The following is a 24,881-nucleotide window of genomic DNA, read 5'->3' as shown; positions in this document are numbered from 1 at the left end:
AGAAACACTAAACGATCATTTTCGATCTCACAAGGATCATCCGCGGGGGAAGTCTGCTCATTAACCGCACACAGCGGGAATGGCCGTCGGACCGCGGTAAGCGTGTGCCGGGATGTGCATTTAAGTTAACTGCTTGTTAACTCTTGTCAACTTCTGTCCTGTGCAGCAGTCTTAGACAGTCCGCAAGAACATGATCGTTATTCGCTTGGAAAAATCAAGAAGGAGCATAATGCCCGGCTTGTCATCCCCCAGACGCCTCGCATCGCTGAGTTTGGCCTGCGTCGTCGCCTCATCCTCACTCGGCCTGCTGGCAGTACATCCTGCCAACGCGGCCCCATCCTCCCCTTTCGCTCCGTTCGCCCAGCAAGCAGACATCGCCAGTGCTATCGATGCTGCCGTCATCACCTCCGGCCAGTTCGCCGTGGAGGTCTCCACCACCTTCCCGCAGGTCCTCGGCTACACCGACGCTGCCACGAAGGCGCACCTGGACGGTACCGTCACCCGGCTCAGCACCATCACCCTCAATGGCGTGGAATATACGGTGACCGGTTCCTCCACCGGGTCCGGAAACGACGCCCGGGAGTACGTGCTGACCGTTCCGGATTTCGGCAACACCGTGATCAAAGCCCGGCTCTCGGTTAAGAAAAACGTGGTGTCCTTCAACGTCACGGAGATCAAGGACTCCGCTGATCACCAGGTCAAAACCTTGCAACTCCCCCGGCTGAACCTGGTGACCGTCGGATCCACCCAGCCCGGTGCGCAGGTCTCGACGGCCAACCTGTCCGTGGACCGCAGTGTCAGCGGTGACGAATTCACGCCCATCACCCCGGCGACTCCCCTCGACGCCACCGCCAAGAGCTCCGCCTATGCACTGGCAAATACCGCCACCTTGGGCGCCGCTGTGGAGTCCAATGCCCTGTACGACACGTCGTCGGGCCCGGGCGCGAAGGACCGCGGACGCTTCTGGCGCCAAGCCGTCAGCGACGGAGCCGGCGGCGTATCCATGGGTATCGCCAGCGGCCAGTGGCTGTACCGCGCAGAAGGCTCCGCAACCACCGAGGAACTTCCGTGGACCCGCGTGGCCATCACCAGCGATGCCAATGCCGACGGCGGCGTGGACTGGCAGGACGCGGCGGTCGCCATGAGGTCCATCCAGGTCAACCCCAACAAGGCCGAGCAAACGCCGGACAACGTGATCACGCACATCCCGTTCAACTTTGCTTCGCAGGCAACCCACCCGTTCCTGAGGACCCTGGATGACGTCAAGCGCATCGCCCTGGCCACCGACGGACTGGGGCAGGTGGCCATGCTCAAGGGCTACACCAGCGAGGGGCACGACTCCGCCAACACGGACTACGGCAACAACTTCAACACCCGTGCAGGCGGTCTGGAGGACCTCAACACGCTGGTGAAGGAAGGCAAGGACTGGAATGCCGGTTTCGGCGTCCACATCAATGCCACGGAGATCTATCCGGAAGCCAAGTCCTTCAGCGAGGACCTGTTGCGCGCGGACAAGGGACTGGGATGGAACTGGCTGGACCAGTCCTACTACATGAACCAGCGCGAGGACATTAATTCCGGCAAGCTCGCCCAGCGCATCAAGGAACTACGCGAAGCCACGGACAAGAACCTGGACTTCGTGTACGTGGACGTCTACTACGAGTTCGGCTGGCTCGCCGAGCGCCTGCAGCAGGAACTGGTCAAGAACGGCTTCCGGGTGGGCTCTGAATGGGCAGACCACCTCTCCCGGAACAACACCTGGTCCCACTGGGCCAACGATGAGAAGTACGGCGGCTCCACCAACAAGGGCATCAACTCGCAGATCCTGCGTTTCATCAACAACACCCAGTCGGACGTCTGGAACCCCGATCCAAAGCTTGGCGTGAGCCATATTGTGGAGTTCGAAGGCTGGACCGGGCAGAACGACTTCAATGCGTTCAGCGAGAACGTGTGGACGGCCAACGTGCCTGCGAAATTCCTGCAGCACCACCAGATCACCAAGTGGACGGCAGACCGGATCGACCTCGCCGATGGGGTTTCCGTCACCGGAAACACGGCAGCAGAACGCAATATCACCGTAGGCGGCACCTCCGTCCTGCAGGGTGGAACCTACTTGCTCCCGTGGTCTTCCAAGGAAAACGGTACGGCAGACAAGCTCTACCACTACAACCCTGCCGGTGGCGCCACCACGTGGACGCTCACCAAGGAGTTCGCCAAGGCCGGCTCCTTGGAGCTCTTCAAGCTGACGGACAACGGCCGCGTGAAGGTCGCCGACGTGCCCGTGGTCAACGGACAGGTCGCCGTCACGGCCGACGCCAAACAGCCCTATGTCCTGGCTCCGAAGAACAACAAGGCTGAGCTGCCGAAGAAGGCCAACTTCGGCGCAGGGACGGCCTTCAACGATCCCGGTTTCAACGGCGCAGACCTCTCCCCATGGAACCCCGCCGGCACCGTCACGCAGGTCCGCGATGACAAGGGCCGCCGCTTCGCCGAATTGGGGGCAACGCCGTCGTCGATCAGCCAGGAAGTGAAGCTGGACGCCGGAACCCAATCAGTGAGCGCCTGGGTGGAAATCCAGCCCGGCAAGACCCGTCCCACCACGCTCTCCGTGGACATCAGCGGCAAGACCGAAAGCGTCACCATTGATTCTTCCAACGCCGGGAATTTCGTGGCCGGCGACGAGAAACACGGGACAGCCTTCCAGCGCATCCGCGTCCTGGTGGACGTTCCCCACAAGAACACCAAGGCCAAGGTCACCGTCACAGCGGCCGACGGCGACGCAACAGTGCGCGTCGACGACTTCCGTGCGGTGAAAACCGCCAGGGTGGCCACCACCGGCGTGCTCAGCGAGGACTTCGAAAACGTGGACCAAGGCTGGGGACCCTTCGTGAAGGGCGATGCCGGCGGCTCCACGGACCCGCGCACGCACATCACCGAACGTAACGAACCCTTCACCCAAAAGGGCTGGCACACCAACGTGATCGACGAAGTACTGGACGGAACGTGGTCGCTGATCGCGCACGACGAAAACCGCGCACCCGACGGCGGACCGGGCATGGTGTACCGGACCACGGAGGCCACAGTTCCGTTCCAGGCGGGCCACAAGTACAAGATTTCCTTCGACTACCAAAACTCCAAGGACGGCCAATACGCCTGGGTTTCCGGCTACGACTCCCAAGCCGGACCCGCAGTGACGGGCAGCCAGGCGATCGAGGCCGCGACGTCAACCACACGGTTCGAGCAGACCCTGGATACCGGATTCTGCGGAGACTACTTTGTGGGACTGCAGCGCACGGGCAGTACTGATGGTTCGGACTTCACCCTGGACAACTTCCTGGTGGAGGATCTCGGCGCGTCCGAATCCGTCCCGGCCTGCGCGCAGCTCTCGGCGGCGCTCCAGGGCGATGTGGTCCAGCAGGGCAAGGCCCAGGACTTCGTCACCACGTTTGTATCCGACGAACCGGCAGCCATCAATGATCTGACCGTGTCGCTGGGACTGCCCGAGGGGTGGACGGCAACACCATCCACGCCCGCAACGGCCTCGACGCTGCCCGCCGGGGGCACCTTGACCACCACGTGGAAGGTCACCGCGCCGGCTTCGGCTGACGGCGACTACCCCATCACGGCGACGGCCAACTACAACACGACCCCGCAGCCCGCAGGCAGCCGAACCATCAGCACCACCACGGCCGTCCGGACGCTGCCCAAGCCTCCGCAGGCCACCGTATTCGCCAGCGACCACCCGTGGGTCAGCGCCACCAATGGCTGGGGTCCAGTGGAAAAGGACCAGTCCAATGGTGGAACCGGAGCCGGTGACGGCACTCCGCTCACGCTGAACGGCACTGTTTACGCCAAGGGCTTGGGAGCCCACGCCAACGGTACCGTCCGCTACTACCTGGGCGGCTACTGCACCGCCTTCACCGCGACCGTGGGCATCGACGACGCCCAACCGACGCGGGGAAGCGTGAAGTTCTCCGTGGTTGCCGATGGCACCACCAAGGTGACCACACCGGTTCTGGGCGCTGCGAGCGCTCCCCTGCCACTCACGGTGGACGTCACCGGTGCCCAGTACGTGGAACTGGTGGCCAACGATGCCGGTGATTCCAACGGCAACGACCACGCGGACTGGGCCGACGCCAAATTCACTTGTTCCACCACCTCGCAGGAGCCGCCGGCACCCGTCCTGTCGGGCACCGTGTTCGCCTCCGACCTGCCCTGGATCGGCAGCACCAACGGTTGGGGACCTGCAGAACGGGACCGGGCCAACGGTGAGCAGAACGCCGGCGACGGGCCCGCACTGCGGCTGGACGGCGTCGTGTACTCCAAGGGCATCGGCGTCCATGCCGACTCCAAGATCAGCATCGCCACGGAGGCCAAGTGCAACGCCTTCACCGCCGTGGTGGGAGTGGACGACGCGAAGCTGAACAAGGGCCTGCACGGTTCCGTGGTGTTTATTGTCAAGGGCGATGGGCGCGAACTGTTGCGGACCCCCGTCCTGAGCGCCGACTCCGCCGCGCTCCCCCTCACCGTGGACATCACCGGTGTCCGCAACGTCGAGCTGGTCGCTGACAAGAACGGCGACGACGCCGGCGATGACTGGGGCGACTGGGCCGACGCGAAGTTCAGCTGCGCGTAGTCCCTTCATCCCCCACAAACAGGGGCGGTGTTCCTACCGGAACACTGCCCCTGTTTTGTGTTCTGTTAGACAGCCCGGACCCCGGCCCGCCACACAGAATGAGTCAACGGGATCCCCGGTCGGTAAGCCAGGTGCGTGGCCGACGGTGCCTTGAGCAGGTGCAGGTCCGCCCGATGTCCGACGGCGAGCGAACCCACCGCCCGTTCGCCGTCGACGTCGTTCCCTGACTCCCGGCCCAACGCCAAAGCGCCGCCGTACGTTGCCGCCCGGACGGCTTCGTGGACGCTCAAGTGCATTTGCAGCACAGCAGTGGTGACGCAGAAAGCCATGGAGCTGGTGTACGAGGTCCCCGGATTGCAGTTGGCGGCCAGGGCGATCTGCACGCCGGCGTCGATCAATTCACGGCCTGGCGCCAGAGGCTGACGGGTGGAGAGGTCACAGGCGGGAAGGCAGGTTGCCACCGTGCCCCTGGTGCCCGTTCCGGTTGCCGGATCCCAGCCCGCCCAGGTTCCCGCGAGGTCCCGGATGTTTTTGTCCGACAAGTAGTTGACATGGTCAACACTCGCTGCGGCGAACTCTACGGCCAGGGCAACACCTGGCCCCTCGCCCAACTGGTTCCCGTGGACCCTCAAGCCCAGACCGGCCTCGCGCGCTGCAGTCAGGACCCGACGGGACTGGTCCTCCGTGAACGCGCCCCGCTCGCAGAAGACGTCGGCCCAGCGAACGTGCGGGAGGACGGCGTCGAGCATGGGCCCACACACCAGGTCCGTGTACTCCTCGGGATCGGAGCCCTTCGGGACCAAGTGCGCGCCCAGGAAGGTGACCTCGTCCACTTCGGCTGCGGCGATGCGGGCACTGCGGGCCTCGTTCTCGACGTCCAACCCGTAGCCGGTCTTGCTCTCCAGGTACGTGGTCCCTTGTGAGACTGCCTCGGCCACGCGATCCCGGACGAGGCGGGTGAGTTCGTCATCGCTGACGCTGCGCGTAGCACCCGTGGTGACCGCGATCCCGCCTGCGCTGTAGCTTTCCCCGGCCATGCGGGCTTCGAACTCGGCAGTGCGGTCCCCTGCGAAAACAAGATGGGAATGTGAATCGACCCAGCCCGGCAGGACGGCGCGGCCTTCGGCGTCGACCATTGCGTCGGCAGCCGGAGCGTCTTTGGCAGCGCCGATCCAGGAAATCCTTTCTCCTTCGATCACCATCGCGGCGTCCTTCAGGACCCGGTGTTCAAGGTCCTGGGTCATCAGTTCGCCGATGTTGGTGATGACTGTGCTGCCGCTGTTCCCGTTCCTGATTCCGCTCATGACCCTATTGTTCAGCGCCGGATGGACCAACGCACGGCCGCCAACTGCTCCGCTGTCCGGGATTCCGGACTGTCGCCTTGTACGTCGCCGAGGATGAGTGCTGCGGCCAGCTCCGCGATGGCTGACGACGTCTGGAAGCCGTAGCCGCCTTGCCCTGCGAGCCAGAAGAAGCCCGGTGCTTCCGCGTCGAACCCCACCACTGGAATCCCGTCTGCAGCTTCTGTCCGGAGGCCAGTCCACGCCCGGTCCACTGAATGGATTCCCAAGGACGTCACGGTGTTGAGTTTGCTGATCAAGGCCTCCACATCACCTGCATAGGGCTTGGCGTCCTCGGCCCCGCTCGGCACGGATTCCGACGGCGAAATCAGCACCTGGTTGCCCTCGGCGCGGAAATAGAACGTGTCGTCAGCGGCACACACCATGGGTGTTTCCAGCGTCAAGGGGCTATCAACATTGACGATGGCAGCCGTCCGTCGGTACGGCTGCAGTCCCAGCTTCTCCACCCCGCTGATGACGGCCAGCTCGTCCGCCCACGCGCCTGCCGCGTTAACCACGACGCCGGACTGGAACCCTTCGGTTCCCGCGCCCACCTGCCAGCCGCTCCCCAATCGTTGGGCGGAGTGGACCTTGGCTCCGGTGATGATGTCCACGCCCGCAGCTTCCGCTGTGCGGCGGTGTTCCTCAAGCAGGAGCGGTGCGTTGCAGCCGAAGGAGCCGTTATCCAGTCCTGCGGCTGTAAATGAGTCGGGGTCGAGCACCGGGCAAAGTCGCATCGCTTCGTCGTGGGTGATGGCATGCATGTTGCCGCTGGCCTCGGCGTGGACTGTTTCTTCGTCGCCTACCAGCATGAAACCGCGTGGCGTGAGGATGGGTTCGTCAGCCTGGGCATCGCGCGCCGCCAACATTTCCAGGGTTCGAATGGTCAGCTCCTGCACGACTGCCGGACCGTAACTGGGGATAAGTTGCCGGGCCGAACGTGACGACGTGTGGAAGGCCAAGGACTGCTCGGCCTCAACAAGGGCAACCGTGCACTTGCCCGCGAGAGCCGCCGCCAAGGACAGTCCCCCGATGCCACCGCCTACGATTACCACGTCATAATTCGAAGCCATGGCTCCATCCTGTCAGAACCGATGCTCTCTCACATCCCGCACCCTTTAACGAAACCTTCTCTCACATCCCAAGCCCTTCCGCCGAACGCTCACTCACATCCCGCGTTCGTGATGCGCGGCGGGTCCCTGCGGCCTCAACGTCTGCCGGGGCTGCAACAATGACGGCATGCACCGCAACCATCCCATTCAGCGGGTGATAGAAGATCCCGCCAACGCACTGGACCGCCAACAGTGGCCTGCCAGCTTGCCTCCGGTAACCCAGCTTCTGGAACAAGGTCTGGATCTGCCTCCTGCAACCATCCTCGTGGGCGAAAACGGTTCTGGTAAGTCAACAGTGGTGGAGGCCATCGCCTTGGCCTACGGTTTGTCCCCGGAGGGCGGATCAACGGGAGCCCGTCACACCACAAGGTCTACGGAATCCGAACTGGGCAACCACCTGCAACTCATCCGCAACGCCGGCAGCAGCAGGCGTGGTTACTTCCTCCGTGCTGAGACCATGCATGGTTTTTTCACCTATCTGGAGAAGAACCCCAGCACGTTCGGCGACTTGCCCTTCCACGACATGTCCCATGGCGAATCGTTCCTTGAGCTCGCTGTTGACCGGTTCCGCGGGCCCGGATTATGGGTATTGGATGAGCCTGAATCAGCGTTGTCGTTCAATGGCTGCCTCAGCCTGCTGTCAGTTCTCAAGGAGCTGTTGGTTGGAGGCAAGTCCCAAGTCATTATGTCTACGCACTCGCCCCTGCTGGCCGCCCTTCCGGGCGCCCAAATTCTTGAAGTCGGGCAGTGGGGCTTACGTCCCAGGCAATGGGCCGACTTGGACCTGATCACCAACTGGCGCTCATTCTTGGACGCTCCGGAAAGATACCTTCGGCACCTATAGGGCCGATGCTCTCCCACTGTCGTGAAGAAAGTGAGAGAGCATCGGCCTCAAGTCCGAGGGACGTGAGAGAGCATCGGCCGCAAGCCCGTGGGACGTGAGAGACCTTTGGCCTTAGGCGACCGCGGCGCGACTCTTGACGAACGCCTGAACGCACGCTTCGACGTCGTCCGCGCTGTGCGCAGCGGAGAGCTGCACGCGGATCCGGGCCACGCCCTTAGGCACTACGGGGAAGCTGAAAGCCGTGACAAAGACGCCGTTGTTGAGCATTTCGTCGGCTACCTTGGCCGCAACCACGGCATCACCGAACATGACGGGGATGATGGCGTGCTCGCCGTCGAGGAGCTCGAAGCCTTCCTCGCTCATGCGGCGGCGGAACAGTGCAGCGTTCTCGAACAGGCGGGTACGGAGTTCACCGGATTCCTGGACCAGTTCGATCGCCTTGATGGTGGCCGCAACGATGGCCGGTGCGAGGGAGTTGGAGAACAGGTACGGGCGCGCCTTCTGGCGGAGCATCGCCACAATCTCGCCGCGGCCGGAAACGTAACCGCCCGACGCACCGCCAAGGGCCTTGCCGAACGTTCCGGTGTAGATGTCCACACGCTCGGAAACGCCGGCGTGCTCCGGGGTGCCGGCACCGGTGGGTCCCATGAAGCCGACGGCGTGGGAGTCGTCCACCATGACCAAGGCGTCGTGCTTCTCGGCAAGGTCGCAAATGGCCTCAAGCGGCGCGAGGTACCCGTCCATGGAGAACACGCCGTCCGTGACGATGATCTTCCGGCGGGATCCCTCGGCCTCCACCAGCTTTGCTTCGAGGTCCGCCATGTCCTGGTTGGCGTAGCGGAAGCGCTTGGCCTTGCTCAGGCGGATGCCGTCAATGATGGACGCATGGTTCAGGGAGTCCGAGATGATGGCGTCTTCGGGGCCAAAGAGTGACTCAAACACACCGCCGTTGGCGTCGAAGCAGCTGGAGAACAGGATGGTGTCTTCGGTCCCCAGGAACCTGGAGACACGGGTCTCCAGTTCCAGGTGCAGGTCCTGGGTTCCGCAGATGAACCGCACGGACGCCATGCCGAAGCCGCGCTCGTCCATGGCGGTCTTGGCTGCGGCGATGATGTCCGGGTGGTCAGCCAGGCCCAGGTAGTTGTTGGCGCAGAAGTTCAGGACTTTGTTGGCGGGCTGGCCGAGCTGGCCTGCGGCGATGTGGCTGGCCTGTGGGGAGTCGATGTGGCGTTCGGTCTTGAAGAGGCCAGCGCTGCGGATCTCGTCCAGTTCGCCTTGCAGCTGGTCTTTAATGGCTGAGTACATAAGGGGTGCTCCTAAAGTTGAGGGGGCCGGGTGCCGGGTGCAGTTCAGGTCCAGCTACAGTTCAGTCCAGTCGAGGACCACTTTGCCGCCAGTGCCGTTGCGGGCGATCTCGAAGCCCTTCTCCCAGTCCTTGGCAGAGAGCTTGTCGGTGACTACCGCGGAGATGTTTCGGTGCAGCACGGGGTTGGAGGACAGCATGGCGCTCATGGCGTACCAGGTCTCAAACATCTCGCGGCCGTAAATGCCCTTGAGCGTGAGCATGTGCGTGACGACCTTGCCCCAGTCGATGTCGATGGATTGGCTGGGGAGGCCCAGCATGGCGATGCGGCCGCCGTGGTTCATGTTGTCGATCATCTCAGGCAGCGCGGTGGGGTGTCCCGACATTTCCAGGCCGATATCAAACCCTTCGCGCATCCCCAGTTCCTGCTGGGCGTCGCGGACGCGCATCTTGGAGACGTCGACGGCGAGGTCAACGCCCATCTGGCGTGCGAGTTCCAGCCGTGGAGCTGAAACGTCCGTGATGGCGATCTTGCGGGCACCGGCGTGGCGGGCGACAGCGATGGCCATGAGTCCGATGGGTCCGGCGCCAGTAATCAGCACGTCCTCGCCGACCAGCGGGAAGCTCAGCGCGGTGTGGACGGCGTTGCCGAAGGGATCGAAGATGGCACCGAGTTCCGGGGTGACGGATTCATCGTGGTGAACCCAGACGTTGGTTTCCGGGATGACGACGTATTCAGCAAAAGCACCATCGCGCTGCACGCCGACGGAGACGGTGTGGATGCACATTTGGCGGCGTCCGGCGCGGCAGTTGCGGCAGATTCCGCAGACCACATGGCCCTCGCCGGAGACCCGGTCCCCTACCTTGACGTCGCGGACGTCGTCGCCGATTTCCACTACTTCGCCATAGAACTCGTGGCCGGCGATCAGCGGCGTCTCGATGATGCTCCGGGCCCAGGCGTCCCAGCTCTGGATGTGCAGGTCGGTGCCGCAGATACCGGTGGTCATCACACGGATCTTGACGTCGCTGGGGCCCGCTTCGGGCTCTGGACGTTCGACGAGTTCGAACCCTGCATGGGGTCCGGATTTGTAGAGAGCCTTCATGGGATTCCTCACTGCTGGGGCTGCTTCGCTGCTGCTGAGTCCATTAGAGCCCCGTCAACGATTTAGCACAACTAGATTCTTCTCAATCAACGATTTAGGATTTGCTAATGGAAATACACCAGTTGCAGATGCTTCGTGAGCTTGGCGACCTCGGCAGCGTGAAAGCGGTGGCCGAGACGCTCATGGTCACTCCGTCGGCTGTTTCCCAGCAGCTCGCACTGCTGCAGAAATCGGTGGATGTGCCGTTGACCCGCAAAGAAGGCCGGGCTTTGGTGCTGACTGACGCCGGCCGCGTCCTCGCCGAGGCAGGTGCCGCCGTCGTGAACGCCATGGCAGATGCGCGGGCAGCAATCGGCGCTTATCACGATGCTCCGGACGCGCCGGTAAGCGTGAGTGCGTTCCACAGCGCGGGGCAGGCGCTGTTCGCGCCGTTGGCGGCCCTGCTGGCGTCCGGAACAGCGTCCGACGGCGGGAAGTCGCCCCGCCTGCGACTGTCCGATGAGGATGTGGCGCAGGAGGATTTCCCGGGGTTGGCCGCACGGTACGACCTCGTTTTGGCACACCGGATGGACAACAGCCCGCAATGGCCGGAGGACAAGGTGGCGGTGATTCCACTCGCAGACGAGCCCCTGGACATCGCCCTCCCGGCGGATCACCCCCTGGCGGCCCGGCAGGAACTGGAGCCATCCGACGTCGTGGGTGAATCCTGGGTGACCAGCCGCGATGGCTACTCCCCCGCGGACGTGTTGGCCGCCGTCGTTGCCGTCAGCGGCAGACCGGCCGAGGTGCTGCACCGGATCAACGACTATTCGACCGTTGCGGCTCTGGTTTCCGCGGGCGGGGCGATCGGGCTTTTGCCGCGGTTCACAGCGCGCCGGGTGTTGGATGCCGGAGTGGTGCTGCGTCCGTTGTCCGGCGTGAATTCGGTGCGCAAGATCGACATCCTCGCCCGGCCGGAGACACTCAAACGGAAATCGGTCATGACGGTTTGCGAGTCACTTCAAACCGTCATGACCGAGCTTGTGGAGCTGTCCGGCCCCCGCTGACCGCGGGCGGTCAGTCCCGGACCAGGGCGGGCTGGCCGGCGTCGAAGTAGTCCACCAGTCCGGCAGGGAGCTCCGGAACCTCGCGCGCAGAGCCGTCACCGCGGAGTGATTCCGCCGCAAGGATGCCGGCCACGACTGCCTGACGGGCTGCAATGGGACTGGTCTGCGTTTGGCCGCCCTGGGACGCAAAGCGCAGGAACTCCTCGATCAAGCGGGGATCCGCGCCACCGTGGCCACCTTCGCCGTCCTGGATGGTAATGACCTCGTCCGGTGCCGCGTAGCCGGATGACCGGCTGGTCCAGACATTGATGGTCTCGCCAGGTCCGTCGCCGAGGTTTTCGATGCGGCCCTTGGTGCCGATGACGGTGTAGTTGCGCCAGTAGTCAGGGGTGAAGTGGCACTGCTGGTAGGAGGCAAGCACACCGTTGTCCAGCACCATGTTCATCATGGAGATGTCCTCGACGTCGATCACTTCCGCCAGGTCCTTCTGCTCCGTGGGCGGCCAGTTGTCCATGGAGAACCAGTCACCCATGCGCTTTCCGGCGTTGTCGCTGCGGTTCGCGACGTCACCGTAGACCGCGAGATCACCGACGGCGGCAACCCGCTTGGTGTAGCCCCCGGCAAGCCAGTGGATCACGTCGATGTCGTGGGCGCCTTTTTGGAGCAGAAGTGAGGTGACGTTGGCGCGCTGGGCATGCCAATCCTTGAAGTAATAGTCACCACCGTGACCCACGAAGTGACGGCACCAGACAGCCTTGACCTCGCCAATCCTGCCGTCCTCGATGAGTTGGCGCATCTGTACTACAACCGGCATGTGCCGCATATTGTGGCCCACGTACAAGCGCGTGCCGGTGTCGTAAGCCGTCGCCAGGATCCGGTCCGCAGCCTCAATGGTGATGTCCAGCGGCTTCTCGCAGAAGGTGGGGATGCCCGCCTTGAGCGTACGGACCGCGACGGCGGCGTGCTGGTTATCGGGGGTCAGGACCAGGACGGCGTCAATCCCACTGCTCAGGAGTTCTTCCAGATCCCCGGTGACCCGGGCGGTGGGGATCCGTTCTGCAGCATCGGCCCGGCCTCGTTCGCTGAGGTCGCAGACAACGGTGACCTCAGAGCCCTGGCCTGGCTTGTGGGCATGTTTCCATAGCCCTGAACGCAGGCCGAAACCTACGATGCCAACCTTCAAATCCTTTTCCATGGTGTGCAATTTCCTTCTTCTGTTTCTTAGTAAAGTCTGGTTGCGGCGCTGCGGTGCGGCGCCGATTCACGCACGAACAAGTGCCACGGGAAGTCCAGGACGTCCGGTTCCTCCGCTGCGGTGGTGTCAACAGGGCCAGTTGCCCGTCGCAGGAGCAGCCTGGCCAGCTTGTCGAAGAAATCCACTGGACCTACGGTGCTGAGCGAGGGCGACATCCGTTCACCCTCCACGGTGTTGCCCACGCCGATGACGTCCACATCGGCGCCTACGGATAGACCTAAACGCTGGGCCGCATTGATGGCGCTGACGGCTGCATAATCCGTGGTGGCATAGATGGCAGTTGGCCGGTCCGGCATGCTGAGCACCCGGGTCGCGGCGGCATATGCCCCTGCGCTGGTGCCATCGAACAACCCCACGTAGTCCTCGCGTTCCGGAATGCCCGCCTGCTCCAGCGCCTCGGCGTAGGCCCGGTACCGCGTGCCGCCGGACGTGCCGGCCGCCGTGGCAGGAGTCAGGCAAGCAATCCTGCGATGGCCGTGGAGCAAGTGCTCCACGGCCATGCGGCAGCCTGGCCCTGCGATGGATCGAATGACGTCAAAGCCGTCCGCTGCGACCTCTTCGTCAAAAACCACCAGGGTGGTTCCGTGCTCTGCCAGCTTGCGCAAGGCACCCTGCTGGTCAGGACGGACGGCGTCAACGAACACGGCATCGGCGTTGTGCGTGCCGAGCACTTTGACCCAGTCGGCGTCTCCAAGGATCATCGGTGTGATTCCCAAAGGACCGGCCGCCTTTTGAACGGCCTCGATCACGGACAGGGACCAAGGATCGGACAGCATGGTCAGCGACAGGATCACGGTATTGGTGCGGCCTGTCCGGATGGCCCGGGCCGCCTGGTTGGGGCGGTAGCCCAGCCGCTCCGCAGCCGCCTTGACCTTTTCCGCCGTCGGGTCCGAGACTCCCGGTCCGCCGTCACCGCGGCGCCCGGACAGCACGTAGGAGACCGTGGCCGTGGACACTCCTGCCAGTTCGGCCACCATGCGGATGGTGGGCCGGACTCCGGTGGTGCTTGCTTTTGCCATGGTTCCCCCTGCTGGTCTTCTGTGTCTTGGCGCGTTGGTTCGTTGTTGGTTTGAGGCTAGCTTCTGAACACCGGGACGTTGGGGTCCAACGCGGCCTGGTACTCATCGCGCATCTTGTCGCCGCCTTCGCTCTTCCAGCGTTTGACGGCATCCTTGAGCTCGTCGATCTTGGCGCGGCCGGTGATGATGTCCACCACCTTGTCGCGAAGCTGCTTGGTGATCTTCGCTCCCACCTTGGCATTGGTGTCCGAGTAGGAACCGTTGGTGGGGTTGCGCCACGCGAATTCGAGGAGCTTCTCCTCCTGCTGGCTGACGTACCGGGTGTCGTCGTCGAATCCCGGGTTGAAGATGACGTTCTCCGGGCTGGACATGATGTTCAGCGCCGAGACGAGGCCAGGTGCGTTGGTGGTTCCCGTTTCGGTGCGCGCCGGGTTGCCCGAGGCGTCGATGGTGTAGTCCTCGCCGAGCTCGCCAAAGTTCTTCTGCATGTACTCCACCGTGCCAAACGGCGCCGACAGGTAGTTGATGAGCGCCAGCAGTTCGCGGATCTTGCCCTCTTCGGCCTTCTTGAACGGCGTGAAACCTACGGTGCCATAGCCCATGTCGTACACAGGCTTGACCTTGCCGTCGGCACTGAACGGAATGAGGACATCGAACCGGGCGGTCTTGTTCAGGGCACGGTAGCTGCGGATATCGTGCGGGCCCACCACAACCTGCGCGGCCACACTGCCGTTTGCCACACGGGATCGGATGTCCGTGGCCTTGGAGTCCGGGTAGAACACACCGGCCGCGAACATCTTGGCAGTGAACTCCACACCGGCCAGGTATTCGTCGGTTTCATACAGGTGGGTCAGGGTGCGGTCCTTGTTGACGGCCCAGCTGTTGGGGGCGCCAAACCATTCCGTGACCATGTGGAGGGCGTTGATGTAGGCCGGCTCCAGCGCATATTGCTGGTCACCGGGACGGGTCAGTTCCTTGGCCTTCTCCAGGAATTCGTCGGCACTGGAAGCTTCAAAGCCACCAACCTTGGACCACATGTCATGGTTTCCCAAGTACACCTGGCCGAACGGGGTACTGGGGATGGGAGCTCCCCAGATCTTGCCGTTCACGACGGCGGTCTTCCAGGAATCGGGCTTCAGTGCAGCCAGGTTGGGGTACTCCAGCACGGCGTCACCGGAGAGGTACGGCGTCAGGTCCTGGAATTTGGCCTCCAGCATGGGACCGACGTTGGGGATGCCCTGGTTCGGTGGAACCCACATCATGTCCGGGAGATCGTTGCTGGCCAGAACGGTGGCAAATTTGGCCGGGTAGCCGTCTCCAATGTCTTCGGCGATCTGGAGCTCCAGGTCCCCGCCAAGCTTGGCGTTGAGCCGCTGCCAGAAGGGGTTGTCCTTCAGGCCCGGGCTCATGGTGTCGAAGGTTTCGGTCAGGCCGGTCACCTTGCCCTTGAGCGGCTGCGTCTTCACGGACTGCACAGCAGTGGGCAGCTTGAAGTAGCCGGCTTGGAGGCCCTTGGCGTTGCCCGCGATGTCCGGGGTGACGCCGGTGAATTCTTTATAGGTGGGCAACTTGACCGACGCGGAGGCAGCGGCGCCTCCGTTGCTCGCGGTTCCGCCACCACCGCAGGCGGACAAGCCTGCAGCGGTCACGGCCAAGCCAGCGAGGCCAAGGAAACCGCGGCGGCTGAATCCAGCCTGAGAGGTAGTGCTCGTCATGGCATAACCCTTTCTGGTTACTTGCTTTTCTCTGAGGTTTGAGTGCGTTGGGTTTTTCTGGACTTTGGGAGGGGGGCTAGCCCTTGACGGCGCCGGTGATGACGCCCTTGGCAAAGTGCTTCTGGAGGAACGGGTAGACCATCAGGATCGGGACCAATGCCACGACAACTACGGCCATCTGGATGGACTGCGGCGGCGGGGTGGTGGTGATTCCCAGTTGGTCCGCCGCGCCACTGCCCTGGACCACGAAGTTGCGGAGCAAAAGCTGGATGGGCCACTTGCTGTGATCGTTGATGTAAAGCAGCGCGTTGAAGAACGAGTTCCAGAACCCGACGGCGTAGAACAGCCCGACGACGGCGATCACGGCTTTGGACAGTGGCATCACGATGCGCCACAGGATTTGCCAGTCGTTGGCGCCGTCGATCCTGGCACTTTCGATCAGTTCGCCCGGAATGTTCATGAAGAACGATCGCATCACCACAAAGTTGAAGGCTCCAAAGATGCCCGGGAGGATCAGCGACCACAAAGAATCGAGCAGGCCCAGTTGACGGATCATCAGGAACGACGGGATCAGGCCAGGCGCAAACAGGAGCGTAAACAGGACAGCGAGAATCACGGGACGGCCAAAGAGCACGGTGCGGCTGGTGGCGTAGGCCATAGTGATGGTCACGAAGAGGGCCAGGATGGTGCCCACCGCGGTGACCAGCATGCTGACGCCGAGCGATTGCAGCACCATGGGGCCTTTGAAGATGGTGGCGTAGGCCTCCAGCGTGGGACGTTCGGGCCAGAGTACGAAGCCGCCTGCCTTCACCAGTTGTTCGGTGTCAGCGAGGGATGTCGACACCACCAGCAGGATGGGCGTGAGGATGGACAGGCTGAAGACGATCAGGACTATCGCTTTGATCGTTTGGTAAAGGGCGGAAGGCTTCTCCTTCCACACCGGGCGCTTGGGGTTGTAGCTAAGCTCCCGGGGTTTCCTGGTAAAAAGTGTTGTTGCCATGGGGTTCTCCTTGTGCGGCAGGCGCGCGGGTCAGCGTGGCTGTCAGCGCACTTGTTTTGCGAAGATTCCGTCTTCGCCGAAGCGGTGGGCAAGTTTGTTGGCGCCGTAGATCAGCAGGGCGCTGACCACGCCCTTGGCGAGGCCGGCTGCAGCACCTGAGCTCCAGCCACCTCCTACTACGCCGGTGTAGTAGGTGAAGGTGTCCAGCACTTCTGCGGCCCCGGCGCCCACAGCGTCGCGCTGGAGGATGAACTGTTCAAAGCCGACTGAGAGGATGTCGCCGATGCGCAGGATCAGCAGGAGCACGATCACGGGCCTCAACCCGGGAAGGGTGATGTGCCACATCCGGCGCCAGCGGCCGGCCCCGTCAGCCGCCGCAGCTTCGTAGAGCGAAGCGTCAATGCTTGCGAGGGCTGCCAGGAAGATGATCATTGCCCAGCCGGCGTCTTTCCAGATCATCTGGACGACCACCATGACGGGAAAGGTTTCCGGGTTGGTCATGAAGGGAATGGGATCCATGCCCCAGTCCCTCAGCAGGTTGTTGACGAAACCAGCGCCGCCCAACATCTGCTGGAAGAACGCGATGACAAGCACCCAGGAAAGGAAGTGCGGCAGGTAGGCGATGCTCTGGAAGATCCGCCGAACCCTGGTACTGATCAGTGAATCAACAATCAGCGCCAGTACCAGCGGCACCGGGAACAGGAAGACCAGCTGCCAGGCGGCCAAGTACAGGGTGTTCCAGAACGCGTGGACGAAGTCCGGATTCCCGAACAGGTCCACGAAGTTCTGCCAGCCGACCCACAAGCTGTCTCCGATGCCCAAGTACGGCTGGTAGTCCTGGAACGCGATGACGTTGCCCAGGATGGGGATGTAGAAGAAGAGCAGCAGGAAGGCCACACCCGGGACCATCATGAGCAGCATCTGCTTGTCGCGTCGCAGGCGGGACCGGAAACTCTGTTGCGGGGCCTTGCTCCGTTTCCGCTTCTTTGATCCTCCCCCAGGGGCGCTCCCCCGTGCCGGCGCTGCGACCCGGCGGGCTTCGGGCAATGCCGGAGCCTGTTCCGTCGTCGAGTTCATGGTGTCTCCTCAAGTGCCGAGCCGGAATCATCAATGTGATCCAAGCCACGCTCGTTAACCGTTTAACAAACCATAAGTGACCCGCATCTCTTTTTGCAAGATCATGATCGAAACTGAGTGCAGAAATCACATTTCGTCACTTAGGGAAGGCCGCGGGTTTGCTTGGAGTCGGGGTGCGACGCCGGAGTGCGCGGCGGAAAGCGGTCCACCCGTGGGGTTTGGGAAGGAGCGTGTGGCAGGCCACCGCACCCCGCTAAAGTACAAGCAGTTGGTTTATAGACAGAAGGTGGACATGGCAGACTGCTGCAGCCCGGGTGCCGGCGCCCGGGAACACTCGACGCCGGGGCTGGCGCTCCCCCTGCGCGCGGTGGGCGGACACCCGACCAGCGGCACAGCCGGGACCAACCATACGCACCAGACCAACGACGTCGACATCCCCGGCGGGACGTTCACCATGGGCGATCGTTTCGACGAGGGCTATGAAGGCGACGGCGAATCACCGCTGCACGAGGTCGCCGTCTCACCATTCCGGATCAGCGCCACAACAGTGACCAACCAGGAGTTCGCACAGTTTATCGACGCCACCGGCCACCGCACCGAGTCGGAGATCTTTGGTACATCAGCGGTGTTCCACCTCGCCGTGAAAGCCAGTCCGCATGACATTCTCAACCGGGTCAACAACGTCCCGTGGTGGCTTAACGTCCGCGGCGCCGACTGGGCGCACCCGGCCGGGCCCCTCTCGAAGTGGGAAAACATCCCGGACCACCCGGTGACCCACGTGTCGCACAACGACGCCCTCGCGTACTGCGAATGGGCCGGCCGACGACTACCGACGGAAGCCGAATGGGAATACGCGGCCCGCGGCGGGGTGGCGGGACGGCGATACCCGTGGGGCGACGAGCTCCACAACAACCCATCAGGCACCGCCGCGCACAATTGCAACATCTGGCAAGGCGATTTCCCGTCCCGCAACACCGAAGACGACGGCTACCTCACCACCGCACCCGCCAGGTCCTTCAGCCCCAACGGTTACGGGCTCTACCAAACCAGCGGGAATGTGTGGGAATGGTGCAGCGACTGGTTCCTGCCCAAGTACTACAAAACCTGCCTGGCGCAGGGAACGGTCGAGGACCCGCAGGGGCCCACCATCGGCCGGGGCAGGGTGATGCGCGGTGGCTCATACCTCTGCCACGAGTCCTACTGCAACCGCTATCGCCTGGCTGCGCGGAGCTCGAACACCCCGGACTCAGCCAGCGGCAATCTGGGCTTCAGAACTGTGGCCCTGTGACTACTTGGGGCCGTGTCCCCTGTGCCCGTGTCCGCCCTTGAGGCCGGCCGGCAGTTGTCCGGCCACTACCCTGGAAGCCGCCACTGTATCGCCCTCCCGAGTGCCGCTGATTCGCACGGTATCGCCGGACTTGAGGTCGGCAGCGGTAGCTACGGGCAGGGATGGCTTACCCCTGCCGTTCCTGTGCCCGGGAAGGTCGGGAGGAACTGTGGAAATCCGGGTGTCCGCGGTGATCGCGTAGCGCTGCGTGAAGCCGTCGTCGCTTCTCACGGTCACCTCTGAAACACTGGCCGCTTCGATGGTTCCGGTCTGCGTGACCACCGTGCGGTACGTCCCGTCTTGCTGCTTCACCACGTGCTCTCCATGAATTGCTTGGCCACGGCCCTCAGTGGACTTGGCTTTCGCGGACACGGACGGGCCGGGTGAGGCAGAAGCGCTCGACGGCGAGGGGCTGGCTTGGGTGCCCGCCCAGACAGCGGCGGCCCCGCCACCGGTCAGGGCGACGGCGATTCCGCCGGCAAGGAGGGCCTTCCGGAGGCCCGGTGAGAGTGTGGCCATGCATCCATTGTGCGCCCAAAAGCAAAGTAGGCCGCAGTAAAACTGCGGCCTACTTTGATGGAAACAACGGGTGTTAGCCCTCGACGCCGAGCTTCTCCAGGATGAGTTCACGGACTCGTCCAGCGTCAGCCTGGCCGCGGGTGGCCTTCATCACGCCGCCAACAATCGCGCCGATGGCCTGGACCTTGCCGCCTCGGATCTTCTCCGCGACATCCGGCTGTGCTGCCAGTGCTGCGTCGATGGCTTCCAGGAGGGGACCGTCGTCGGACACCACGGCAAGGCCGCGCTTCTCCACGATCTCCGCCGGGGTTCCTTCGCCGGCGAGGACGCCGTCAAGGACCTGGGTGGCCATCTTGTTGTTGATCTTGCCGTCTTCTACCAGCTTGTTCAGCTCCACGATGACCTGCGGCGTGACACCGAGCTCGGAAGGATCGACGTCGGCCACCTTGGCGCGGCCGACGATCTCGCCCATCCACCACTTGCGGGCAACATCTGCGGATGCACCGGCTGCGATGGTTTCCTCAATAGAGTCCATGACACCGGCGTTCACCACATCGCGGAATTCCAGATCCGAGTAGCCCCAGGCTTCCTTGAGGCGCTTGCGACGCTCGGCCGGCGGCTCGGGAAGGGTGGCGCGGAGTTCCTCCACCCACTCTCGGGAGGCGACAACCGGAACCAGGTCCGGCTCCGGGAAGTAGCGGTAATCGTCGGCGTCGGACTTGGGCCGGCCGGACGTCGTCGAACGCGTGTCCTCATGCCAGTGGCGCGTCTCCTGGATGACCGGCTCGCCAGAGTCCAGAACGGCAGCGTGGCGCTGGATCTCGTAGCGGACGGCATGTTCGACGGCGCGCAGCGAGTTCACGTTCTTGGTTTCCGAACGGATACCGAAGCGTTCCCGGCCGTGCGGGCGCAGGGAAACGTTGGCGTCGCAGCGGACGTTGCCGCGCTCCATCTTGGCATCGGAAACACCAAGGTTCTTCACGATCTCGCGAACAGCAGCGACGTACGCCTTGGCCAGCTCCGGCGCACGGCTGCCGGCGCCCTCGATCGGCTTGGTGACGATTTCCACCAGCGGCACACCGGAACGGTTGTAGTCCACCAGCGAGTAGTCGGCACCCTGGATGCGCCCTGCAGCGCCACCCATGTGGGTCAGCTTGCCAGCGTCTTCCTCCATGTGGGCGCGTTCGATTTCCACGCGGAAGACCGTGCCGTCCTCGAGCTCGATGTCGAGGTAACCGTCGTAGGCGATCGGTTCGTCGTACTGCGAGGTCTGGAAGTTCTTGGGGGTGTCCGGGTAGAAGTAGTTCTTCCGGGCAAAGCGGCAAGACTCGGCAATCTTGCAGTTCAGGGCAAGGCCGATCTTGATGGAGGACTCCACAGCCGTCTTGTTCACTACCGGCAGGACGCCGGGCATGCCCAGGTCAACCTCGTTGACGTTGGTGTTCGGCTCGTCACCGAAGACGTTCGGCGCGGAGGAGAACATCTTGGTCTTGGTGTTGAGTTCCACGTGGACCTCGAACCCCAGGACGGGATCGTACTTCTCCATGGCCTCTTCGAAGCTCAGGGTTGCGTCGACGGACATTAGTTGGAACCTCCGGCGGTGTTGGATACTGCACCGAGAGCAGGCGCCTGCGCAAGCATCGGACCGCCCCACTTCTCTTCGAGCATGGATTCGAGGACCGCACCCACGCGGTACAGGCGGGCATCCTGGCGGGCAGGAGCCAGCAACTGGATGCCAACAGGCAGGCCGTCTTCGTCAGCCAGGCCACCCGGCAGTGACAAGCCCGGGATGCCAGCGAGGTTGGCGGGGATGGTGGCGACGTCGTTCAGGTACATCGCCAGAGGATCATCCAGCTTCTCCCCCAGCTTGAACGCCGTGGTGGGCGCCGTGGGCGAGATCAGGACGTCGGCCTTCGCAAAAGCTGCGTCGAAGTCACGCTGGATCAGCGTGCGGACCTTCTGAGCTGAGCCATAGTAGGCGTCGTAGTAGCCGGCGCTCAAGGCGTAGGTACCGAGGATGATGCGGCGCTTCACTTCTTCGCCGAAGCCTGCGGCACGGGTCGCACCCATGACGCGCTCGATGGTCATGGGACCGTCCTTGGGCAGGACGCGCATGCCGAAGCGCACGCCGTCGAACTTAGCCAGGTTGCTGGACACCTCGGACGGCATGATCAGGTAGTAGGCACCCAAGGCATACTTCAGGTTGGGGCAGGAAACCTCAACGATTTCGGCGCCGGCATCCTTCAGCAGCTGAAGCGACTCGTTGAAACGGTTCTCGACGCCGGCCTGGTAGCCCTCGCCGTGAAGTTCCTTCACGATGCCGATCTTCATGCCGGCAACGTTGCCCACCCGGGCGGCAGCAACAAGATCGTTGAACGGATCGGTCAGCGACGTGGAATCAAAGGGATCGTGGCCGCCGATGACTTCCTGCAGCAGCGCCGAGTCCAGGACCGTACGGGAAACCGGGCCGATCTGGTCCAGCGACGACGCCATGGCAATGGCACCGTAACGGGAAACAGCACCGTACGTCGGCTTCACGCCAACCGTTCCGGTGACGGCACCCGGCTGGCGGATCGAGCCACCGGTATCGGTACCGAGCGCCAGCGGCGCTTCGAAAGCGGCGACGGCGGCAGCGGAGCCACCGCCCGAACCGCCGGGAATGCGGTCCAGGTCCCACGGGTTGCGGGTAGGGCCGTACGCCGAGTGCTCCGTGGAGGAACCCATGGCGAATTCATCCAGGTTGGTCTTGCCCAGGATGGGCATCTTAGCCGCGCGCAGCTTCTTCACTACGGTGGCGTCATACGGGCTGTGCCAGCCCTCAAGGATCTTCGAACCAGCCGTCGTGGGCTGGCCGATCGTGACGATGAGGTCCTTCACAGCGATCGGCACGCCAGCGAGGGCGTGCAGGTCCTCAGCTGCGGAACCACCGGCAGCGCGGGCAGCGTCAACCTCGGCTGCAACGGCCAAAGCCTCTTCGGTGTTGACGTGCAAAAATGCGTGGATACCGTCGGCTCCGCCATCAACAAGGGCGATCCGGTCAAGGTGCGCCTGCGTCACCTCGACGGCGGTCACCTCACGGGCGGCAAGCTTCCCAGCGAGATCGGCTGCGGAATGGTGGATGAGTTCGTTCTTCAGTTCAGTCATGTGATTAGCCCTCATCCAGGATTGCCGGGACCTTGAAACGGTTCTCGTAAGCATCCGGAGCGCCGGACAACGCCTGCTCAGCCGTGAACGTGTGGCCCACAACGTCCTCGCGGAACACATTGGTCAACGGAATCGGGTGCGACGTCGCCGGGACATCATCCCCCGCAGCTTCGCTCACGCTCTTCACCGAATCCACAATGACAGCAAGCTCAACAGCCATCCTGTCCAGTTCTTCGGCACTCATTTCAATGTGAGCCAGACGCGCAAGATGCGCGACGTCGTCACGGTTGATCGCAGCCATGGATCTCCCCTGCAAAGTTCAAATGGTTTTCCGAACCAGTCTACTTGTCTTGGGTGCGCCGCCGTACGCGGGCTGCGGCCCGCTCGGTGAGTGTTGTCGCCTTCGGCGGCCGCTCGGACACGATCCTTTGGTCGCTCGCTCGTTCCGCCCCACCGTCTCCCTAACCTCGCAAGCTCGGCCAGGGAACCCGGACGGCGTGGGCCCAGCTTAGACGCGACCGGCAGGATGTCTCCGGGCGCCGCCTCCCTGCCCATCTCACCTTGCGATCGGTGCCCACGCTGCTCCGGGATCCCCCAACCAAAAAGACCCTCGGGCGGACCATGTCGGACTTTGCTTCCCCGTTGGGTGGGGCCGTGGGCTGGGTGGGCTTGATGGGCGGGGCGGGGCTTCCTTTATTGTGCGGACTGAAGCGGGTGCCCTCTCGCAAAAGGACCCAGGCATCCGGAAGCGTGCGTCAAAGCGACGAAGGAGCAGCACGCGGAGGATGTCTGGGTCCTTTTGCACCGAAGGGCGGCCATTTCAGGCCGCCCCCGGGAGGATGCTTGGACCGGATTGCGTTTCGGCGCACCCGGGTTGGGGTGCTGCGCGGCAGGTTAGCCGATGCCGATTGCTCCGGTCAGGACTCCGACTGCCAGCATGACCACTGAGACAACTGCCGTGCGCCAGAGGACCTTCTTGTGGTGGTCGCCCAGGTCTACCTTGGCGAGGGACACCAACAGGAGGATCGCGGGAACCAAGGGGCTCTGCAGGTGGAAGGGCTGCCCGGTGATGGAGGCGCGGGCCATATCCACTGCATCCACGCCATAGTGCGCGGCGGTTTCGGAGAGGACCGGAAGGACACCGAAGTAGAAGGCGTCATTGCTCATGAAGAAGGTCATGGGGATGCTGAGCAGACCGGTGATGATCGCCATGAACGGACCCATGTCCGCGGGGATGATCTGGACCAGCCACTCGGACATCGCCTTGACCATGCCGGTGCCGTTGAGGACGCCTGTGAGGACTGCGGCGGCCATGACCATGCTGACGACGGCGACGATGGACGGTGCGTGGGCAATCAGCTGGGCGCCTTGGTCCTTGACCTTGGGGAAGTTGACCAGCAGGGCGATTGCGGATCCCACCATGAAAACGAACGGCAGTGGAACGATGTTGGCCACCAGGACCACCATGACGGCGACGGTCAGGCCCAGGTTGAACCAGAACAGCTTGGGACGCAAGGTGGAGCGGTTGGGGTCCAGCGCGGTGTCCGCCATGGCGGTGTCGTGATCGTCCACCAGCGTGGCAGGGTCTTCGAGAATCGCGACGCCGGCACCTCCGCCGGTTCCCGGCTTGCCTGCGGTTGAACCGTTGCGGCCGAAGCTGCCGGCGCCGAAGCCTGAACCCGGGCCCGAACCTGCGGCGACAGCACCGCCGCGGCCCGTGCCGCCGTCGAACGCTTCAGAAGGATCGGCGACGTCGCCCCAAATTTCGGGGGCAGTGGTGCGGAGGCGGTTGCGTTCCTGCAGACCGAGCAGCCAAGAGAAGACCAGGACAACGATGAGGCCAACGATGAGGGACGGGACCATGGGGACGAAGACGTCGTTGACATCAAGGTTCAGGGCTGTCGCAGCGCGGGCGGTGGGTCCGCCCCACGGGAGGATGTTCATGGTGCCGTTGGCGAGGCCCGCGACGCAGGTGAGGACCACGGGGCTCATCTTGAGTCGCAGGTACACCGGGAGCATGGCTGCAGTGGTGAGGATGAAGGTGGTGGAGCCGTCGCCGTCCAGGGAGACTGCTGCGGCGAGGATCGCGGTGCCGAGGACAACCTTGGCGGGGTCGTTGCCCAGCTTGCGCAGGATGAACTTCACCAGGGGGTCGAACAGGCCGACGTCGATCATCAGGCCGAAGTAGATGATGGCGAACATGAGGAGCGCGGCCGTGGATGTCATGGACTTCATCGAGTCCATCACCATGTCGCCGATGCCGAGGCCCGCCCCGGCGAAAAGGCCGAAGACGGTAGGGACGATGATCAGCGCCAGTACTGGCGTCAATTTTTTGGTCATGATCAGGACCATGAATACCGCAATCATTGCGAATCCAAGCAAAACCAGCACGGCCGGCTCCTTACTACTGTGAATGGCGCCACGTCGGTGTGATGCGCACT

At 63.4% G+C, this 24,881-nt stretch carries 18 protein-coding genes; 4 read left to right on the top strand and 14 right to left on the bottom strand.

Annotated elements, in window-relative coordinates; genetic code table 11:
- The first annotated feature begins 229 nt into the window (after nucleotides 1–229).
- The gene (locus CGK93_RS07595; RefSeq protein WP_089594298.1) at nucleotides 230–4,636 is read left to right on the top strand and encodes an endo-alpha-N-acetylgalactosaminidase family protein; all 4,407 of its coding nucleotides are present in this window, start codon (nucleotides 230–232) and stop codon (nucleotides 4,634–4,636) included.
- Between the two features lie 65 nt (nucleotides 4,637–4,701).
- On the opposite strand, the gene hutI is transcribed toward CGK93_RS07595, so the two are convergent.
- Nucleotides 4,702–5,940: an imidazolonepropionase gene (hutI, locus tag CGK93_RS07590; RefSeq protein WP_442857028.1), complete on the bottom strand. Its 1,239-nt coding sequence runs from the start codon at nucleotides 5,938–5,940 to the stop codon at nucleotides 4,702–4,704.
- Between the two features lie 11 nt (nucleotides 5,941–5,951).
- Complete coding sequence (locus CGK93_RS07585; protein ID WP_089594297.1) at nucleotides 5,952–7,049, bottom strand: NAD(P)/FAD-dependent oxidoreductase; 1,098 nt, start codon at nucleotides 7,047–7,049, stop codon at nucleotides 5,952–5,954.
- Nucleotides 7,050–7,215: 166 nt separating this feature from the next.
- Here CGK93_RS07585 and CGK93_RS07580 point away from each other — a divergent pair, with 166 nt between their 5' ends.
- Nucleotides 7,216–7,932 (top strand): AAA family ATPase, encoded by a 717-nt coding sequence (locus tag CGK93_RS07580; protein ID WP_089594296.1) that lies wholly within the window; start codon nucleotides 7,216–7,218, stop codon nucleotides 7,930–7,932.
- A 111-nt stretch (nucleotides 7,933–8,043) separates the two neighbouring features.
- Here the strand turns inward: CGK93_RS07580 and CGK93_RS07575 are convergent, their stop codons facing one another.
- On the bottom strand, nucleotides 8,044–9,237 hold the full coding sequence (locus CGK93_RS07575) for a glycine C-acetyltransferase (RefSeq protein ID WP_089594295.1): 1,194 nt from the start codon (nucleotides 9,235–9,237) through the stop codon (nucleotides 8,044–8,046).
- 54 nt (nucleotides 9,238–9,291) lie between these two features.
- The gene (gene tdh / locus CGK93_RS07570; RefSeq protein WP_089594294.1) at nucleotides 9,292–10,338 is read right to left on the bottom strand and encodes an L-threonine 3-dehydrogenase; all 1,047 of its coding nucleotides are present in this window, start codon (nucleotides 10,336–10,338) and stop codon (nucleotides 9,292–9,294) included.
- A gap of 107 nt (nucleotides 10,339–10,445) precedes the next feature.
- On the opposite strand from tdh, the gene CGK93_RS07565 reads away from it, so the two are divergent.
- A complete protein-coding gene (locus CGK93_RS07565; protein WP_089594293.1) occupies nucleotides 10,446–11,384 on the top strand; it encodes a LysR family transcriptional regulator in 939 nt (312 codons plus the stop codon).
- A gap of 10 nt (nucleotides 11,385–11,394) precedes the next feature.
- Here CGK93_RS07565 and CGK93_RS07560 read toward each other — a convergent pair whose 3' ends face one another.
- From CGK93_RS07560 to CGK93_RS07540, 5 genes are all read right to left on the bottom strand, one after another.
- Nucleotides 11,395–12,579 carry a Gfo/Idh/MocA family protein gene (locus CGK93_RS07560; protein ID WP_442857027.1) on the bottom strand — a complete coding sequence of 395 codons (1,185 nt, stop codon included), beginning with the start codon at nucleotides 12,577–12,579 and terminating at the stop codon, nucleotides 11,395–11,397.
- 26 nt (nucleotides 12,580–12,605) lie between these two features.
- Nucleotides 12,606–13,658, bottom strand: coding sequence for a LacI family DNA-binding transcriptional regulator (locus tag CGK93_RS07555; protein ID WP_089594291.1), 1,053 nt, complete (start codon nucleotides 13,656–13,658; stop codon nucleotides 12,606–12,608).
- A gap of 56 nt (nucleotides 13,659–13,714) precedes the next feature.
- On the bottom strand, nucleotides 13,715–15,373 hold the full coding sequence (locus CGK93_RS07550) for a sugar ABC transporter substrate-binding protein (protein ID WP_089594290.1): 1,659 nt from the start codon (nucleotides 15,371–15,373) through the stop codon (nucleotides 13,715–13,717).
- Nucleotides 15,374–15,449: 76 nt separating this feature from the next.
- Entirely contained in the window at nucleotides 15,450–16,373 is a 924-nt protein-coding gene (locus CGK93_RS07545) for a carbohydrate ABC transporter permease (protein ID WP_089594289.1), read from the bottom strand.
- A gap of 42 nt (nucleotides 16,374–16,415) precedes the next feature.
- On the bottom strand, nucleotides 16,416–17,450 hold the full coding sequence (locus tag CGK93_RS07540; RefSeq protein ID WP_089594288.1) for an ABC transporter permease: 1,035 nt from the start codon (nucleotides 17,448–17,450) through the stop codon (nucleotides 16,416–16,418).
- 292 nt (nucleotides 17,451–17,742) lie between these two features.
- Here CGK93_RS07540 and CGK93_RS07535 point away from each other — a divergent pair, with 292 nt between their 5' ends.
- Nucleotides 17,743–18,738: a formylglycine-generating enzyme family protein gene (locus CGK93_RS07535; RefSeq protein ID WP_089597274.1), complete on the top strand. Its 996-nt coding sequence runs from the start codon at nucleotides 17,743–17,745 to the stop codon at nucleotides 18,736–18,738.
- Here the strand turns inward: CGK93_RS07535 and CGK93_RS07530 are convergent, their stop codons facing one another.
- The 5 genes from CGK93_RS07530 to CGK93_RS07510 all read right to left on the bottom strand — a co-directional run bounded on the left by CGK93_RS07530 (nucleotide 18,739) and on the right by CGK93_RS07510 (nucleotide 24,831).
- A complete protein-coding gene (locus CGK93_RS07530; protein WP_089594287.1) occupies nucleotides 18,739–19,296 on the bottom strand; it encodes a hypothetical protein in 558 nt (185 codons plus the stop codon). It lies immediately after the preceding gene.
- Between the two features lie 73 nt (nucleotides 19,297–19,369).
- Entirely contained in the window at nucleotides 19,370–20,878 is a 1,509-nt protein-coding gene (gatB, locus tag CGK93_RS07525) for an Asp-tRNA(Asn)/Glu-tRNA(Gln) amidotransferase subunit GatB (protein WP_089594286.1), read from the bottom strand.
- Nucleotides 20,878–22,440: an Asp-tRNA(Asn)/Glu-tRNA(Gln) amidotransferase subunit GatA gene (gene gatA / locus CGK93_RS07520; RefSeq protein WP_089594285.1), complete on the bottom strand. Its 1,563-nt coding sequence runs from the start codon at nucleotides 22,438–22,440 to the stop codon at nucleotides 20,878–20,880. Before gatA ends, gatB begins: the two co-directional genes overlap by 1 nt.
- A 4-nt stretch (nucleotides 22,441–22,444) precedes the next feature.
- Complete coding sequence (gene gatC, locus CGK93_RS07515) at nucleotides 22,445–22,741, bottom strand: Asp-tRNA(Asn)/Glu-tRNA(Gln) amidotransferase subunit GatC (protein ID WP_089594284.1); 297 nt, start codon at nucleotides 22,739–22,741, stop codon at nucleotides 22,445–22,447.
- 593 nt (nucleotides 22,742–23,334) lie between these two features.
- Nucleotides 23,335–24,831: a CitMHS family transporter gene (locus CGK93_RS07510; RefSeq protein WP_089594283.1), complete on the bottom strand. Its 1,497-nt coding sequence runs from the start codon at nucleotides 24,829–24,831 to the stop codon at nucleotides 23,335–23,337.
- Nucleotides 24,832–24,881 lie beyond the last annotated feature (50 nt).

It is taken from the genome of Arthrobacter sp. YN, from assembly GCF_002224285.1.
GTDB lineage: Bacteria > Actinomycetota > Actinomycetes > Actinomycetales > Micrococcaceae > Arthrobacter.
This window is presented reverse-complemented; position numbering and strand designations above follow the sequence as displayed.